The 16,185-nt window shown below is 63.6% G+C and carries 12 protein-coding genes; 8 read left to right on the top strand and 4 right to left on the bottom strand.

What is annotated here, in order from left to right; translation table 11 throughout:
- Nucleotides 1–118 precede the first annotated feature (118 nt).
- Together XH96_RS38460 and XH96_RS38455 are read right to left on the bottom strand one after the other, a co-directional pair.
- The gene (locus XH96_RS38460) at nucleotides 119–1,039 is read right to left on the bottom strand and encodes a response regulator (protein ID WP_194390429.1); all 921 of its coding nucleotides are present in this window, start codon (nucleotides 1,037–1,039) and stop codon (nucleotides 119–121) included.
- Nucleotides 1,029–4,400 (bottom strand): ATP-binding protein, encoded by a 3,372-nt coding sequence (locus tag XH96_RS38455; RefSeq protein ID WP_194390428.1) that lies wholly within the window; start codon nucleotides 4,398–4,400, stop codon nucleotides 1,029–1,031. Before XH96_RS38455 ends, XH96_RS38460 begins: the two co-directional genes overlap by 11 nt.
- Before the next feature lie 169 nt (nucleotides 4,401–4,569).
- Here XH96_RS38455 and urtA point away from each other — a divergent pair, with 169 nt between their 5' ends.
- The 8 genes from urtA (at nucleotide 4,570) to XH96_RS38415 (ending at nucleotide 12,608) form a co-directional block, all read left to right on the top strand.
- Nucleotides 4,570–5,829 carry an urea ABC transporter substrate-binding protein gene (urtA, locus tag XH96_RS38450; protein WP_194390427.1) on the top strand — a complete coding sequence of 420 codons (1,260 nt, stop codon included), beginning with the start codon at nucleotides 4,570–4,572 and terminating at the stop codon, nucleotides 5,827–5,829.
- Nucleotides 5,830–5,955: 126 nt separating this feature from the next.
- Nucleotides 5,956–6,882, top strand: a complete 927-nt coding sequence (gene urtB, locus XH96_RS38445) for an urea ABC transporter permease subunit UrtB (protein ID WP_028180850.1) — start codon at nucleotides 5,956–5,958, stop codon at nucleotides 6,880–6,882.
- A 17-nt stretch (nucleotides 6,883–6,899) separates the two neighbouring features.
- The gene (urtC, locus tag XH96_RS38440) at nucleotides 6,900–8,039 is read left to right on the top strand and encodes an urea ABC transporter permease subunit UrtC (protein ID WP_194390426.1); all 1,140 of its coding nucleotides are present in this window, start codon (nucleotides 6,900–6,902) and stop codon (nucleotides 8,037–8,039) included.
- 64 nt (nucleotides 8,040–8,103) lie between these two features.
- A complete protein-coding gene (gene urtD, locus XH96_RS38435; RefSeq protein ID WP_091964397.1) occupies nucleotides 8,104–8,859 on the top strand; it encodes an urea ABC transporter ATP-binding protein UrtD in 756 nt (251 codons plus the stop codon).
- Between the two features lie 228 nt (nucleotides 8,860–9,087).
- Complete coding sequence (gene urtE / locus XH96_RS38430; RefSeq protein ID WP_194390425.1) at nucleotides 9,088–9,777, top strand: urea ABC transporter ATP-binding subunit UrtE; 690 nt, start codon at nucleotides 9,088–9,090, stop codon at nucleotides 9,775–9,777.
- A gap of 28 nt (nucleotides 9,778–9,805) precedes the next feature.
- A complete protein-coding gene (gene fmdA / locus XH96_RS38425) occupies nucleotides 9,806–11,035 on the top strand; it encodes a formamidase (protein WP_131874441.1) in 1,230 nt (409 codons plus the stop codon).
- A gap of 92 nt (nucleotides 11,036–11,127) precedes the next feature.
- Nucleotides 11,128–11,505, top strand: coding sequence for a zinc ribbon domain-containing protein (locus XH96_RS38420; RefSeq protein ID WP_194390424.1), 378 nt, complete (start codon nucleotides 11,128–11,130; stop codon nucleotides 11,503–11,505).
- A gap of 62 nt (nucleotides 11,506–11,567) precedes the next feature.
- Entirely contained in the window at nucleotides 11,568–12,608 is a 1,041-nt protein-coding gene (locus tag XH96_RS38415; RefSeq protein ID WP_194390423.1) for an aliphatic amidase, read from the top strand.
- 275 nt (nucleotides 12,609–12,883) lie between these two features.
- Here the strand turns inward: XH96_RS38415 and XH96_RS38410 are convergent, their stop codons facing one another.
- Together XH96_RS38410 and XH96_RS38405 are read right to left on the bottom strand one after the other, a co-directional pair.
- Nucleotides 12,884–13,702, bottom strand: coding sequence for an MlaD family protein (locus tag XH96_RS38410; RefSeq protein WP_194390422.1), 819 nt, complete (start codon nucleotides 13,700–13,702; stop codon nucleotides 12,884–12,886).
- Nucleotides 13,703–13,892: 190 nt separating this feature from the next.
- A complete protein-coding gene (locus XH96_RS38405; RefSeq protein WP_194390421.1) occupies nucleotides 13,893–16,109 on the bottom strand; it encodes an acetate--CoA ligase family protein in 2,217 nt (738 codons plus the stop codon).
- Between the last annotated feature and the right edge of the window lie 76 nt (nucleotides 16,110–16,185).

Genomic DNA, 16,185 nt, shown 5'->3' with positions numbered 1-16,185 from the left:
CCGAGTCTTCGCCAAATATCTCCCTGTGGCTATGGGTCCCGGATCTGCGCGCCGCTTCGCTTGTCCGGGACGACACTGTTGGCTGGGCTAGCGGCGCTCCAACTCATTCGCACCGCCGCTACGAATTCCGCCTCGTCGCATTCGCCGCAATGGCCGCCGCGGCCGTCCGGTTCTCCACGCCGAGCTTGGCGTAGATCTGCTCGAGATGCTTGTCGACCGTGCGCGGGCTGAGGCCCAGAATCTGCGCGATGTCGCGGTTGGTCTTGCCCTTGCTGAGCCAGGCCAGAACCTCTCCCTCGCGCGTGGTGAGGCCGAGCTCGCTGGTGAATTCGGGTGGCAGAGCGGTGCCGGATTCCCTGGAGAGCCGCAGCAGGAATTCGTTCGGCGCGGTCTCACCCATGTAGAAGAGCCGAAGTTGCGGATTGTCGGGCAAGGAAGCTCCTTGCGACTTCGAGCTGCCCTTGGCCCTGGCCTGCTCCAGCCATTGCAGCAGCGCTGGCGGCAGGGCGAAATCGTCGGCCTGCGCGCCGTGATGGTCGGACAGCAGTTTCTGCGCCTGCGGCGTCGCCCACAGCACGTTGCCCTGGCGGTTGACCGCGAACAGGAACCGGCCGGAGACGTCGAGCGCGGTGCGCGCGCTCTGGGTCAGCCGGGCATTGCCGAGATGGACGCGGATGCGCGCCAGCATTTCCTCGATCACGATCGGTTTGGTCACGTAGTCGACGCCGCCAGCTTCAAGCCCGCGCACGATGTGCTCGGTCTCGGCAAGGCCCGTCATGAAGATCACGGGCACGTTGGCGAGACCGGCATCGCGCTTGAGCCGGCGGCAGGTCTCGAAGCCGTCGATGCCGGGCATCACGGCATCGAGCAGAATGATGTCGGGCGTGATCTGCTCGATGATGCGCATCGCCGCGGCGCCGTCGAGCGCCACCATGACCGTCATGCCGGCGCCGTCGAGCGCGTCGGTGAGCAGCCGCAGCGTCTCCGGAGAGTCATCGACAACGAGCGCGACGTCGCGCTTCTTCGACTCAATGTTCATACGCGTGCAACGTCTTCAATGTGGCCATGTACTGGTCGAGATCGAAGCGATCGACCAGCGACCGCATCTGCGCGACGAAGTCGGCATGCTCAGGATGTTCGCTGCCGATCTCGTCCAGCTTCAACTGGATACCCCTGACGTAGCCGATCTGGCCGAGCCCGATCAGCGCCTCGATGTGCCGCACCGGCGGCTTCGATCCGGTCTCGGGACGCCAGAACGGTACCGCGATCTCGTCCGAGCCGTATTGCCATTCGATCTTGAGCAGCTGGCGGATCGTTTCCAGGAGCCGCGGGATGTCGATCGGCTTCATCAGATAGCCGTCGTGGAAGGGTTGCGCCAGCGGAGCGCCGTGCGCCTCCAACGCGCTTGCCGACACCATGAGGATGCGCGCCTGGTGATGGCCGCTCGCGCGCAAGGCCTCGGCGACGGTCCAGCCGTCCATGGCAGGCATCGAGATGTCGAGCAGGAACAGATCGGGCCGGCAATGCTGTGCCAGCGCGAGGCAGCCGGCGCCGTCCGGCGCGCTGAGCAGGATGAAACCGAGCGGGGTCAGCACCTCGCGCAGGAGATCGCGGTGCACGGGGTCGTCGTCGGTGACGAGGATCGTCTTGCGCGCGCCGTGATAGCCGGAGACCGGGGCCTCGACCGGCGCGATGCGTTGCGGATTGGTGACCTCCGAGAGCAGAATCTTGACCTTGAACGTTGAGCCGGTGCCGACCGTGCTCACGACCTTGATATCGCCGCCCATCACGCCGGCGAGCAGGCGGCTGATGGTGAGGCCGAGGCCGGTCCCGGTCTGCGGCTGCGAGACGCCAAGCGCACCGCGCTCGAAAGGCGCGAAGATGCGTTCGAGATCGTCGCCCCGGATGCCCGGGCCGGTGTCCATCACCTCGAACTCGGCGACGGGGCTGCGATAGTGCACGACGAACTGCACGCTGCCTGACTGGGTGAATTTGATGGCGTTCGAGAGCAAGTTGATCAGCACCTGACGCAGCCGCTTCTCGTCCGCATAGACCACGAGTGGCAGCGACGCCGGCCGCCTGAACACGAAATCGACGCCTTTGGCCGCGGCCTGAAGGCGGAACATGCCGACGAGCTGCTCGAGAAATTCGCCGAGGCGCACCTCGTCGCGCGACAGATACAGCCGCCCCGCCTCGATCTTGGAGATGTCCAGAATGCCGTCGATCAGGCCGGACAGGTGGTCGGCGCTGCGGCGGACGACGCGGACCTGGTCGCGCGGCTTCGGGCCCAGTGTCGTATCCTGCTCGAGCAGCTGGGCATAGCCGCTGATCGCGTTCAGCGGCGAGCGCAGCTCATGGCTCAGGCCCACCACGTAGCGGCTCTTGGCCAAATTGGCGGATTCGGCGACCTCCTTGGCACGTTGGAGCTCGGCATCGGTGCGCTTGTGCGCGTCGATCTCCTGGATCAGCAGCGTGGTCTGCCGCCGCGTCTCGGCCTCGGCGGCGCGGCGGCTCTGCTGCGCCAGCACGAACAGCCAGGCAACCACGCCGATGATGATGCTGAGCGAGAAGAACACCTTCCACAGCACGTCCGAGACGAGCTCGTTCTCGCCATGGACGCTCGCCGACGTCTGCAGATAGATCAGTCCCAGCACCAGGGCGACCAGGCCGGCGGAGACCACGAACACGCCGATATAGTGGCCGAGCTGCGAGTTGATCCGGGCGTAGATCGGTTGCGGCATCAGCTTGCCCAGCGTCTCCGAAACCTGCGCCTGAATTCGAGCGTGCGGCTTGCAGAGATCGTGGCAGCGCGCGTCCAGTGAACAGCACAGCGAGCAGATCGGGCCGGCGTAGGCGGGGCAGGAGGCCATGTCCTCCGGCTCGAACGCGTGCTCGCAGATACAGCACTGGATCGCCTCGAGGTTCTGCCAGCTCCGCTTCGGCTTGCGTGCGATGTAGTACTTGCCGTCCGTGGCCCAGGCAATCAACGGCGCGGCGAGGAAGGCCACGGCGAGTGCTATGAAGGCCGACAGCGCCTTCGCGGTAGGTCCGAACAGGCCGTAAAAGGCGCTGATGGAGACGATGGTTGCGATCGTCATCGCGCCGACGCCGACAGGATTGATGTCGTAGAGATGCGCGCGCTTGAATTCGATCTGCTGCGGTCGCAATCCAAGCGGCTTGTTGACGACGAGATCAGCGACCAGCGCGCCGACCCAGGCGATTGCGACGTTCGAATAGAGCGCCAGCGTCTGCTCCAGAGCCTTGTAGACGCCGATCTCCATCAACAGCAGTGCCACGATGACGTTGAAGACCAGCCAGACCACGCGCCCGGGATGGCTGTGGGTCAAACGCGAGAAGAAGTTCGACCAGGCGATCGAGCCGGCATAGGCGTTGGTGACGTTGATCTTGACCTGCGACAGGATCACGAAGGTGCCGGTCAACGCCAGTGCGAGCTCGGGCTGCGACAGCACATAGCGGAACGCTTCGAGATACATATGCGCCGGCTCGGCGGCCTCCTCGGGCGGCACGCCGTGGCTGAGCGCAAAGAAGGCGAGAAACGAGCCGGCCAGGAGCTTCAGCGCGCCGAGCACGATCCAGCCCGGTCCTGCGCTCATCAGCGCAATCCACCAGGAAACCCTCGAGGCGCGGCGGTCGCGGGGGAGAAAGCGCAGGAAGTCGACCTGCTCGCCGATCTGCGCCACCAGGGAAAACACCACCGAGGCCGCAACGCCGAACAGCAACAGATCGAAATGTCCGTTGAGGTCGCCGTGCTCGCCCGAGAACTTGCGCCACTCCGTGAAGGAGTGTGGGTTGTGCCAGGCGATCGCCGCGAACGGAATGATGTGAAGGATCACCCATAAGGGCTGCGTCCACAATTGGAAGCGGCTGATCAGCGTGATGCCGTAGGCCACCAGTGGGATGATGACGACGGCGCTGATGAGATAGCCGACCGGCCGCGGAATCCCGAAGCACATTTCGAGCGCGGACGCGAGGATCACGGCTTCGATCGCAAAGAAGATGAAGGTGAAGGAAGCGTAGATCAGCGAGGTGACCGTCGAGCCGATGTAACCGAAGCCGGCTCCCCGCGTCAGCAGGTCGATGTCGATGCCGCACTTGGCCGCATAATACGCAATGGGCACCCCGCAGCAGAAGATGATGATCGAGACCACGAGGATGGCGGCAGTCGCATTGGTGACGCCATAGTTCAGCGTGATGGTGCCGCCGATCGCCTCCATTGCCAGGAACGAGATCGCGCCAAGCGCCGTGTTGGCGACGCGGGCGGCGGACCAGCGGCGTGCGCTCTTGGCGGTGAAGCGCAGGGCGTAGTCTTCCAGAGTCTGGTTGGCGACCCATTGGTTGTACTGGCGCCTGACGCGGTCTATTCGCTGCCGCCCTGCCACTGAACCCCACTCCCGATACGGACCCGGACCCCTCGCAAATTCCGTACCAGAAGCCTACGTCGGCATTTTGCGGTGCAGTATACGCGATCTTGCGTATGCTTGCGCTGCATAAATTCGAGCCATCCTCACGGCCACCAATAGCGCGTTCTCGAACAAAAGTGGGGTGCTCATGTCAGACGAAGCAAACAAGGGCCTATTGTCGCCGCTTCGGCGCAAATTGTTGATGGGGATGGCGGCCGTGCCGGCTATCACGATGCTGCCGCGGGCGTCCTTTGCGCAGGCCCCGGCGACCTCGGCGGTCAACACCACGGGTCTTGCGGTCACCGACACCGAGGTCACGGTCGGCATCCTGCACTCGGCGACCGGCACCATGGCGATCTCCGAGACCGGCTCGATCGAGGCCGAAAAGCTCGCGATCGAGCAGATCAACGCGGCCGGCGGCGTCCTCGGCCGCAAGATCAAGTTCATCCAGGAAGACGGCGCCTCCGATTGGCCGACCTTCGCCGAAAAGGCCAAGAAGCTGCTGGTCAACGACAAGGTCGCGGCCATCATGGGCTGCTGGACCTCGGCCTCGCGCAAGGCGGTGCTGCCGGTCGTCGAGCAGTATAACGGCATGCTCTATTACCCGACCTTCTACGAAGGCCTCGAGCAGTCCAAGAACGTGATCTACACCGGCCAGGAGGCGACCCAGCAGATTCTCGCCGGCCTGAACTGGATCGCCAAGGAGAAGGGCGCGAAGACCTTCTTCTTCATCGGCTCCGACTACATCTGGCCGCGCACCTCGAACAAGATCGCGCGCAAGCACGTCGAGAACGTCCTGAAGGGCAAGGTCGTCGGCGAGGAGTACTATGCGCTCGGCAGCACTCAGTTCAACTCGGTCATCAACAAGATCAAGCTCACCAAGCCCGACGTGATCTTCACCGACGTCGTCGGTGGCTCCAACGTCGCCTTCTACAAGCAGCTCAAGGCCGCCGGCATCGACCTCGCCAAGCAGCCGCTGCTGACGATCTCGGTCACCGAGGACGAAATCGACGGCATCGGTGGCGAGAACATTGCGGGTGCGTACGCCTGCATGAAGTACTTCCAGTCGCTCGACAATCCCAACAACAAGGCCTTCGTGCCCGCCTTCAAGAAGATGTGGGGCGAGAAGACCGTGATCGGAGACGTCACCCAGGCTGCCTATCTCGGGCCGTGGCTGTGGAAGTTGACGGTCGAGAAGGCTGGCTCCTTCGATGTCGACAAGATCGCGGCGGCGTCGCCCGGTGTCGAGTTCAAGGGGGCCCCGGAAGGTTACGTCCGCATCCACGAGAACCATCATCTCTGGTCGAAGACCCGGGTGGGTCGCGCCAAGCTGGATGGCCAGTTCGAGCTGATCTACGAGACCGCCGATCTCGTCGAGCCCGATCCGTTCCCGAAGGGTTACCAGTAAGCGGCATCCGTCGCGCATTCTCCCGACACCAAGCCGCTCCCTGGCGTGGATCGCAAGTCCATGCCTCAAGCCCCCGCGTCGCGAACCTGCTCGCGACGCGGGATCCCATCTCGACGGAGGACATAGATGTTCGGCGATTATTCGATTGGCGACCTTGGCTCGATCTTCGTCATGCAGGGTTTTGCCGGCCTGATCCTGTTCTCCGTCTATGTCCTCATGGCCCTCGGGCTTGCCATCATCTTCGGCCAGATGGGCGTCATCAACATGGCCCATGGCGAGTTCATGATCCTCGGGGCCTACGTCACCTGGATGACCTCGAACGTCTTCCAGGCCTACATGCCGAGCCTGTTCGGCGGCTACTTCTTCCTCGCGATGATCCTGGCCTTCATCGCATCCGGCGCGCTGGGCATGCTGGTGGAGTGGGTGCTGATACGGCATCTCTACAAGCGCCCGCTCGACACGCTGCTTGCCACCTGGGGCCTCAGCCTGATGCTCCAGCAGGCCTATCGCTCCGTGTTCGGCGCGCGCGAGGTCGGCGTCGAGCTGCCGCAATGGATGCTCGGCTCGCTGCACGTGACCGATAGCATCGAAGTCCCGATCAACGGCGTCTTCGTGATGGGTCTCACGGTGCTGATCACCGTCTCCGTCGCCTATGTTCTCTACCTGTCGCGCTGGGGCCGCCAGGTGCGTGCGGTGGTGCAGAATCGCATCATGGCCGGCGCGGTCGGCATCAACACCGAAAAGGTCGATCGCTACACCTTCGGCCTCGGCTGCGGCATCGCGGGCGTCGCCGGAAGCGCCTTCACCATGATCGGATCGACCGGGCCGACCTCCGGTCAGCTCTACATCGTCGATACCTTCCTGGTCGTCGTGTTCGGCGGCGCCGCCAGCCTGCTCGGCACCATCGCCTCGGCCTTCTCGATCTCGCAGACGCAATCGACCCTCGAGTTCTTCATGTCGGGCTCGATGGCCAAGGTGCTCACGCTGCTCGCTGTCGTCGGCATCCTGATGCTGCGGCCGCAGGGTCTGTTCGCCCTCAAAGTCCGCAAATAACGAGAAGCAGGCAAGTCATGATCATCAACTCACGCTTCTTCAATCGATCCGAACTCACGGGCTTCATCGTCCTGGCCGCCGTGTTGTTCGTGATCCTGCCGCTGTCGCTGGATGTGTTCCGCCTCAATCTCGTCGCGAAATACCTGACCTACGCCTTCGTTGCGCTCGGCCTCGTGCTGTGCTGGGGCTATGGCGGCATTCTGAGCCTGGGGCAGGGCGTGTTCTTCGGCCTCGGCGGCTACTGCATGGCGATGTTCCTCAAGCTCGAGGCCTCGAGCGTCGAAAACACGAAGATCCAGTCGACGCCCGGTATTCCTGATTTCATGGATTGGAATCAGATCACGTCGCTGCCGTTGTTCTGGCAACCGTTTCACAGCCTGACCTTCACCATCCTGGCCATCATCCTGGTTCCCGGTCTCTTCGCCCTGATCATCGGCACTGCGATGTTCAAGCGCCGCGTCGGCGGCACCTACTTCGCGATCATCACCCAGGCGGTCGCCGCCATCCTGACCATCCTGATCGTCGGGCAGCAGGGCTACACCGGGGGCATCAACGGCATGACCGATTTGCGCACGCTCAAGGGTTGGGACATCCGGCCCGACCACGCCAAGGTCATCCTGTACTTCGTCGAGGTGGTGCTGCTGTTCGCCTGCATCGGCATCGCACAATTCATCCGCCTGACCAAGCTCGGCCGCATCCTGGTCGCGATGCGCGAGCAGGAAGACCGCGTCCGCTTCTCCGGCTACAGCGTCGCCAACTTCAAGATCTTTGCCTTCTGCATGGCCGCGGTCTTCGCCGCGATCGGCGGCGCCATGTTCGCGCTCAATGTCGGTTTCATGTCGCCGTCCTTCGTCGGCATCGTGCCGTCGATCGAGATGGTGATCTACACCGCCGTCGGCGGGCGGACGTCGATCTTCGGCGCGATCTGGGGCGCCATCCTGGTGAACTTCGCCAAGACCAGCCTGTCGGAATCTTTCCCGCAGCTCTGGCTGTTCGGCCTCGGCGCGCTGTTCATCGCGGTCGTGCTTGCCTTCCCGAACGGCCTGTCCGGGCTGTGGGCCGACTACGTGCAGCCGCGCATCGATCGCCTGTTTGCGCGCAAGCCGAAGTCGGGCTGGAACGGCAACTCGGTCGCCGACGGCGCACCGGCAGAATGAGGAGACCATCATGCTCGTCGGTCATCACGATGCCGATGCCGCGCTGGCAGTGAGGAGGTAGATCATGCTCGTCGGTCATCAGCCGAAGGAATTCCTGCTTGCGGTCTCCGGACTGACCGTCTCGTTCGATGGGTTCAAGGCAGTCAACGATCTCTCCTTCTATGTCGAGGAGAACGAGATCCGCGTCATCATCGGTCCCAACGGCGCGGGCAAGACCACGGTGCTCGACTTGATCTGCGGCAAGACCAAGGCGACCTCGGGCTCGATCCAGTTTCGTGGCAAGGAGCTCACGAAGATGAAGGAGAACGAGATCGTTCAGACCGGCGTCGGGCGCAAGTTCCAGACGCCGTCGGTGTTCGAGGATCTCACCGTGTTCGAGAACCTCGAGATCTCGTTTCCCCGCGGTCGCACCGTGTTCGGCTCGCTGACCTTTCAGCGCGACCAGCTGGTGAAGGACCGGGTGGAGGAGGTCGCGGAGATGATCTTCCTCAAGGACAAGCTTAACACCTATGCCGACGAGCTCAGCCACGGCCAGAAGCAGTGGCTCGAGATTGGCATGTTGCTGATCCAGGACCCGGACCTGCTGATGCTGGATGAGCCCGTCGCCGGCATGAGCGTGTCGGAGCGCGCCAAGACCGCCGAGCTGCTCAACCGCATCATCAAGAACCGCTCGGTGCTGGTGATCGAGCACGACATGAAGTTCGTCGAGGACATCGCGCACAAGGTCACCGTGCTCCACCAGGGCCAGATCCTCTCGGAGGGGACGATGGAGAAGGTGAAGAACGATCCCAAGGTCATCGAAGTCTATCTGGGCCATTGAGACATGGCGAAATCGAGTGAGCCAGCTGCAACTCGGACGGTGCACCTCTCTCCTTGTGGGAGAGGTCGGATCGTATCGTCAGATGCGATCCGGGTGACGGGTATCTCTCCGCGCATCCAACTGCCTCTCACATCCGCCGATGCATACCCCTCATCCGTCGCGGACTTCGTCCGCACCTCCTTCTCCCACAAGGGGAGAAGGAAGGCATGCCGAGCTTAGGAGCAATCGATGCTGGCAATTTCCGATCTCCACGTCGCCTACGGGCAGAGCGAGGTGCTGCACGGCCTCAACGTCAAGGTCGCGCCCAACGAGATCGTCGCGATCATGGGCCGCAACGGCATGGGCAAGACCACGCTGATGAAGTCGCTGATGGGGATCCTGCCGGCCAAAAGCGGCTCGGTGACGATGGACGGCACCGAGCTCGGCAGCCTCAAGAGCTACGAGCGCGTCGCCAAGGGGATCGCCTATGTGCCGCAGGGCCGCATGATCTTCTCCACCATGACGGTGAAGGAGAACATCGAGACCGGGCTCGTCGTCTCCGGCGGCTCCGAGGTGCCCGGCGACATCTACGAATTGTTTCCGGTCTTGCTCGAGATGAAGGATCGCCGCGGCGGCAATCTCTCCGGCGGCCAGCAGCAGCAGCTCGCGATCGCGCGTGCGCTCGCGACCAAGCCGAAAGTGCTGCTGCTGGACGAGCCGACCGAAGGCATCCAGCCGTCGATCATCAAGGAGATGGCGCGCACCCTCAAGCGTATCCGCGATGAGAAAGGCCTCTCTATCGTCGTCTCCGAGCAGGTCCTGAGCTTTGCGCTCGACATCGCCGACCGCGTGCTGGTGATCGAGAACGGCGAGATCGTCCGCGACGATCGGCGCGATGCCGTCGATGCCGCGCAGGTCTCGAAATATCTGTCCGTCTAACCAACCGTAGTAAAAGGGGAGCCTCTCGATGCCAGAGACACTGATCAAGGTCGATCTCACCAAATCGGCCTATGAAAATGACATGGTGCACAACCGCTGGCACCCCGACATCCCGATCGTGGCCTGGGTCAATCCCGGCGACGACTTCATCATCGAGACCTATGACTGGACCGGCGGCTTCATCAAGAACAACGATTCCGCCGACGACGTGCGCGACATCGACCTGTCGATCGTGCACTTCCTCTCCGGCCCGATCGGCGTCAAGGGCGCCGAGCCCGGTGATCTCCTCGTCGTCGACCTGCTCGACGTGGGGCCGCTCAAGGAGAGCCTGTGGGGCTTCAACGGCTTCTTTTCCAAGCAGAATGGCGGCGGCTTCCTCACCGATCACTTCCCGCTGGCGCAGAAGTCGATCTGGGACATCAAGGGCCTCTACACCTCGTCCCGTCACGTGCCCGGCGTCAACTTCGCCGGCCTGATCCATCCCGGCCTGATCGGCTGTCTGCCCGATCCGAAGATGCTGGACATGTGGAACAAGCGCGAGGCCGAGCTGATCTCGACCAATCCGACCCGCGTGCCCGGCCTTGCCAATCCGCCTTTCGCGCCGACCGCCCATGGTGGCCGCGCCAAGGGCGATGTGAAAGCCAAGATCGGCGCAGAAGGCGCGCGCACCGTGCCGCCGCGCGAGCATGGCGGCAATTGCGACATCAAGGATCTCTCGCGCGGCTCGAAGATCTACTTCCCGGTCTATGTCCCCGGCGCCGGTCTCTCGATGGGCGACCTGCACTTCAGCCAGGGCGACGGCGAGATCACCTTCTGCGGCGCCATCGAAATGGCCGGCTGGTTGCACCTCAAGGTCGAGGTGATCAAGGACGGCATGTCGAAATACGGCATCAAGAACCCGATCTTCAAGCCGTCGCCGATCACGCCGAACTACAAGGATTATCTGATCTTCGAAGGCATCTCGGTGGATGAGGCCGGCAAGCAGCACTATCTCGACGTCCACATCGCCTATCGCCAGGCCTGCCTCAACGCCATCGAATATCTGAAGAAGTTCGGCTACTCCGGCGCCCAGGCCTATTCGATCCTCGGCACCGCGCCGTGCCAGGGCCACATCTCCGGCGTGGTCGACGTGCCCAACGCATGCGCCACGCTGTGGCTGCCGACCGAGATCTTCGACTTCGACGTGATGCCATCGGCGGCAGGGCCCATCAAGCACATCACCGGCGATATCCAGATGCCGATCTCACCGGACAAGTAATCCCTGCACGACGGAATGCGGGACGGCGTGTATTTGCCGCCCCGCATCCGCCGCCAGGTGTGTTGAACGAGCTACAGCGTGGGGATGATGCAATGCCGGTCTACGAATATCTTTGTGACGACTGCGGTCCGTTCAAGGACCTTCGCCCGATGGCGGAGTGCGACGATCCGCAAAGCTGCCCGCACTGCGAGACGCTGGCGCCCCGCGTCATCCTGACCGCGCCGAACTTCTTCTGCATGCCGTCCGACAAGCGCAAGGCGCACGCGGTCAACGAGCGCAGCACGCATGCGCCGCAGACGCTCGCACAGTACAAGGCCTCGCATGGCCCCGGCTGCGGCTGCTGCTCCTCGGGCAAGACCGTGAAGGACAAGAGTGCGACGGACGGGAAAAAGCCGGCGCGTCTGATGACCAAGACCAGGAGCGGCGCCAAGGGCTTTCCGACGGCGCGGCCCTGGATGATCAGCCACTAACCCGCGCGACCGCCTGATCGGCGGCGACCCAGAACAACGAGTCAAGTACAGGAGCGCTCAACATGCTTCACGGCGATATTTCCAGCAGCAACGACACGGTCGGCGTTGCAGTGGTCAATTATAAGATGCCCCGGCTGCATACCAAGGCCGAGGTGCTCGACAATGCCCGCAAGATCGCCGACATGATCGTTGGCATGAAGCTCGGCCTGCCCGGCATGGACCTCGTGATCTTCCCGGAATATTCCACGCAAGGCATCATGTACGACTCCAAGGAGATGTACGAAACGGCATCCATGGTGCCGGGCGAGGAAACCGCGATCTTCGCCGAGGCCTGCCGCAAGGCCAAGGTGTGGGGCGTGTTCTCGCTGACCGGCGAGCGCCACGAGGAGCATCCCCACAAGGCGCCCTACAACACCTTGATCCTGATGAACGACAAGGGCGAGATCGTGCAGAAGTACCGCAAGATCATGCCCTGGGTGCCGATCGAGGGCTGGTATCCCGGCAATTGCACCTATGTGTCCGAGGGGCCGAAAGGGCTCAAGGTCAGCCTGATCATCTGCGACGACGGCAACTATCCGGAGATCTGGCGCGACTGCGCCATGAAGGGCGCCGAGCTGATCGTGCGTTGCCAGGGCTACATGTATCCGGCCAAGGAGCAGCAGGTCATGATCTCCAAGGCCATGGCGTGGGCCAACAACGTCTATGTCGCCGTCGCCAATGCCGCCGGCTTCGACGGCGTCTATTCCTATTTCGGCCATTCCGCGATCATCGGCTTCGACGGCCGCACCCTCGGCGAGTGCGGCGAGGAGGATTACGGCATCCAGTACGCCCAGCTCTCGAAACATCTGATCCGCGATGCACGCCGCAACGGCCAGTCTCAGAACCATCTCTACAAGCTGGTCCACCGCGGCTACACCGGCATGATCAATTCCGGCGACAGCCCGCGCGGCGTCGCGGCGTGCCCGTATGATTTCTACAAGAACTGGATCAAGGACCCCGAAGGCACGCGCGACATGGTGGAAGCGATGACCCGCTCGACCCCGGGCACGGACGAATGCCCGATCGACGGCATTCCGAACGGGGCGGCGGCCAGCAATTACTGAACCGTCGCGGATGCCGCGTTACCCTCTCCCTCCGGGCAGGGCTATCGCATATGACTTGTGGCGGCGGTCTGCGCGCACGCCTCGTCCTTCGAGACGGCGCTTACGCGCCTCCTCAGGATGAGGCTAATCAGCATCGGCGCTCGTTGAAACTGCTGCCGCGCACTCCGCCCTCATCCTGAGGAGCCCGCCCAAAGCGGGCGTCTCGAAGGATGGCCGCAGGGAAAAACTCCCAAATGCGATCGCCCTGCGCTTGCTGGGGAGGGTATGAAAGAGCACTACCGCTTCTGCTCGGGCCTGCGCGGCGGACGCGGGGGCGCAGGTGTCCCGCTCATCTTGTTGGCGGTCTCGCTGACGTCGAGCAGCGAGCGGCGGATGTCTTCGAGGTAGGTCGCCGACTTCTTCTTCATGGTGTCGGCAAGCTCGTGCAATCCCTGGATCTTCTCCAGGAGCTCGTCGGCCTTGCCGTCGACGAAGCCCGGCACCACGCCCTCGATCTTTGCGACCGCCTTGTCGAATCCGGCAAAGGCGCTGTCGACCTTGCTCATGACCGAATCGATTTCCGCGCCTTTGGCTCTGAGGTCGGCAGTGTGGCCCTCGAACGTGCGCAGGCCATCCTTGATCGCCGGCGCGTTGTTCACGATCGTGCGGTCGACGCTGTGCAGCGTTTCGACGATGGATTCGGCGTCGCTGAGATCGGCCGTCAGCACGGGAATGCCGTCCGTGTCCAGCGGCACCGGCGGCGCGGAGGGCGCGCCGCCGATCAGCGAGATCGCGGCAACGCCGGTGAGGCCTTGGAACTCGATGCCTGCCACGGTGTCCTTGCGGATCGGTGCGGTGTTGTCGAGCATCACCAGCGCCACGATCCTGCGGGGGCTATCGAGCTTGATCGACAGGATCTGGCCGGCGGGCACGCCGTCGAAATTGACCGGGCCACCGCGGCGCAGGCCGCTGGCGGAACCACCCTCGAATACCACGCGCAACTGGCTGCGGCTCTGGATGGTGCGCCATTTCTGCACGCCGAGCAGGCCGCCGAACGCCACGGCGATCGCCGCCAGCGTTGCCGTTCCGATCACAAGATTGCTCGCGCGCGCCATGCAGGGACGATTCTACGGCCAAAGCGGTGAAGTTGGAAGGAGCCTGGATGGAGCTTTGGCCGTCAAATTAGAGCGGGCGGGTTAACGACTCGCCCGCCGCAGCCGCCAAGGCGGAAACGCAAACTGCCGACGCCTCGCGTGTGGATGGATCGGTCTGGGATCACGCTGCGCTGATCCACCCTGCCGCACTTCAATGTCCAGCCGCGCGCCTTGCCGCAGCATTGTTCAGCACGATCAGGGCATCGACGGCCACGCCCGTCCTGGTGTTGATCAGGAACGGGTTGATGTCGATCGAGGCGATCCGGTCACCGGCATCCGCGATCAGGTTGGAGAGGCCGACCAGCGCCTTCACCGCCGAGGCCTCGTGCAAGGCCGGCCTGCCGCGATAGCCTCGCATCTTGATGCCGGCCTTGGTGCGGCCGATCAGGAGCCGTGCCTCGGCCTCGTCCAGCGGCGCGCCGGCGAGGGCGACGTCCTTCATCAGCTCGATGTCGACGCCGCCGGTGCCGAACAGCACGACAGGCCCCATCTCGGCATCGAGCGAGGCGCCGACCACGAGTTCGAGCTCGGCCTTGACCTGCTGCGCGATCAGGATGCCGTCGAGCTTCGGCTTGCCCTTCAGCTTCCTGACCCGCGCGGTGATGTCGGCGAAGGCCTTCTTCACCTCGGCCGCGCTGTTGAGATTCAGCACCACGCCGCCAATGTCGGACTTGTGCAGGATCTCGGCGCTGACGACCTTTGCCACGACCGGGAATCCGATCTGCTTCGCAATTTTCACCGCTTCAGCCGCCGTCTGTGCGATCGCCTCCTTCGAGATCGGAATGCCGTAAGCCTTGAGGAGCTTCTTCGAGGCGACCTCGTCGAGTGCGGCGCCAGTCGCCGATTTCAACGTCTTCTCCAGCACGGCGCGCGCGGCGGGCTTCGAGCTCGAGACGATGTCGGGCACCTCCTTGCGCAGCTTCGCGTAGTCGAGCAGCGACCTGATCGCGGTCACCGCACGGTCCATGCCCTGCATGACCGCAAGATGCGGCAGCGACTTGCGCAAGTCCTTGGTGTACTCGGTGAAGCCGATCGACATCGCACTGATATAGATCACCGGCTTGCCGGCCTGGCCTGCCATCTCGTTGACGATGCGCAAGTTGCGCTCGCGCAGCTCGTGCGGCGTCTTCGGCAGTTCGGCATCGACGATGACGATGTCGATATCGGGGTCGTCGATCATCAGCTTGATCGACCTCATATAGACGGAGGGGTCGACGACCGCGGCAAAGCCGGCGTCGAGCGGATTGCCGACGATCGAGCCGGGACCTAGCATCTTCGCCAGCTCCGAGCTGACATGCGGGCTCAGCGGCGCGAAATTCAGGCCTGCGGCATAGAATGCGTCGATCAGCATGCCGCGCTTGCCGCCGGAGAGCGTGACGGCGGCAAGCCGGCCGCCTTTGGGCACGGCAGCGTGCACGAAGCATTCGGTGGTTTCGATCAGCTCGTCGAGCCCGCCGACCCGGATGACGCCTTCACGCGTTGCGAGGGCGTCGAACGTCTCGATCGAGCCCGCGAGCGCGCCGGTATGCGCCATCGCCGCGGCGCGGCCGCCCTCGGATGCACCGAGCTTGAGCGCGATCACGGGTTTGCTCGCGGCGCGCGCCGCCTTGCAGGCGTCGCGAAAGGCCTTGGTATTGCGCACGCCTTCGAGGTAGACGACGATCACCTTGATGCTCGGATCCTCTGCGAAATAGCGCATCAGGTCGGGCGTCTCGAGCCCGGCCTCGTTGCCTGTCGTCACCATGTAGCCGACCCCGACGCCGCGATCCTCCAGCGCCTGGCGGATCGCCATGACGATCGCGCCCGATTGCCCGGCAATCGCCACCGCGCCCTGTTCCATGGTGACGATTCGATCGTCGATGTTGGTGAAGAGCTTTTCGCCGGCGCTGAGATTACCGAGGCAGTTCGGGCCGGTGACGGCAAGGCCCGTCTCGCGCACGGCCGCCTGCAGTTCGGCGGCGAGCTTCTGGCTTTCGTCATCCTGCAACTCGCTGAATCCCGAGGTGACGATGGTGGCCGAACGCGCGCCGGCCGCGGCGGCGTCCCGGATCACTTGCACAGCGAAGCGCGCCGGCACCAGCACCAGGACGTGATCGGGCTTCTCGGGAAGGCTCGCAAAATCCTTGTAGCAGGGGACGCCCCAGATGGCGTCGCGCTTGGCGTTGACCGGATAGAGACCGCCCTCGAAACCGTATTTGACCAGATTGTTCCAGATGCGCTCGGCATAATTGCCGGGCTTGTCGGTTGCGCCCACCAGCACGATGTTGCGCGGGTGCAGCATGGCGTGGATGCCCCTGACGATGTCGCTGGCATCGGACGGTGGAGACCATGGATGGAACGCGGACGCAGCAGACACCTGGGCTTCCATGCCGTGATCTCACCTGTTGTTCTTCTTGGTCGAGTGCCACCCCGTTCTATGGCGAGTCCTTCGGAGTGGCAACCTT

The organism is Bradyrhizobium sp. CCBAU 51765, from assembly GCF_015291725.1.
GTDB lineage: Bacteria > Pseudomonadota > Alphaproteobacteria > Rhizobiales > Xanthobacteraceae > Bradyrhizobium > Bradyrhizobium liaoningense.
The sequence above is the reverse complement of the archived record's forward strand: the minus strand, read 5'-3'. Positions and strand labels throughout refer to the sequence as shown.

Excerpts from the sequence above, each read along its gene's own strand:
- XH96_RS38460 (WP_194390429.1), bottom strand. The coding sequence starts at position 1,039 with ATGAACATTGAGTCGAAGAAGCGCGACGTCGCGCTCGTTGTCGATGAC.
- urtA (WP_194390427.1), top strand. The coding sequence starts at position 4,570 with ATGTCAGACGAAGCAAACAAGGGCCTATTGTCGCCGCTTCGGCGCAAA.
- urtB (WP_028180850.1), top strand. The coding sequence starts at position 5,956 with ATGTTCGGCGATTATTCGATTGGCGACCTTGGCTCGATCTTCGTCATG.
- urtC (WP_194390426.1), top strand. The coding sequence starts at position 6,900 with ATGATCATCAACTCACGCTTCTTCAATCGATCCGAACTCACGGGCTTC.
- urtD (WP_091964397.1), top strand. The coding sequence starts at position 8,104 with ATGCTCGTCGGTCATCAGCCGAAGGAATTCCTGCTTGCGGTCTCCGGA.
- urtE (WP_194390425.1), top strand. The coding sequence starts at position 9,088 with ATGCTGGCAATTTCCGATCTCCACGTCGCCTACGGGCAGAGCGAGGTG.
- fmdA (WP_131874441.1), top strand. The coding sequence starts at position 9,806 with ATGCCAGAGACACTGATCAAGGTCGATCTCACCAAATCGGCCTATGAA.
- XH96_RS38420 (WP_194390424.1), top strand. The coding sequence starts at position 11,128 with ATGCCGGTCTACGAATATCTTTGTGACGACTGCGGTCCGTTCAAGGAC.
- XH96_RS38415 (WP_194390423.1), top strand. The coding sequence starts at position 11,568 with ATGCTTCACGGCGATATTTCCAGCAGCAACGACACGGTCGGCGTTGCA.
- XH96_RS38410 (WP_194390422.1), bottom strand. The coding sequence starts at position 13,702 with ATGGCGCGCGCGAGCAATCTTGTGATCGGAACGGCAACGCTGGCGGCG.
- XH96_RS38405 (WP_194390421.1), bottom strand. The coding sequence starts at position 16,109 with ATGGAAGCCCAGGTGTCTGCTGCGTCCGCGTTCCATCCATGGTCTCCA.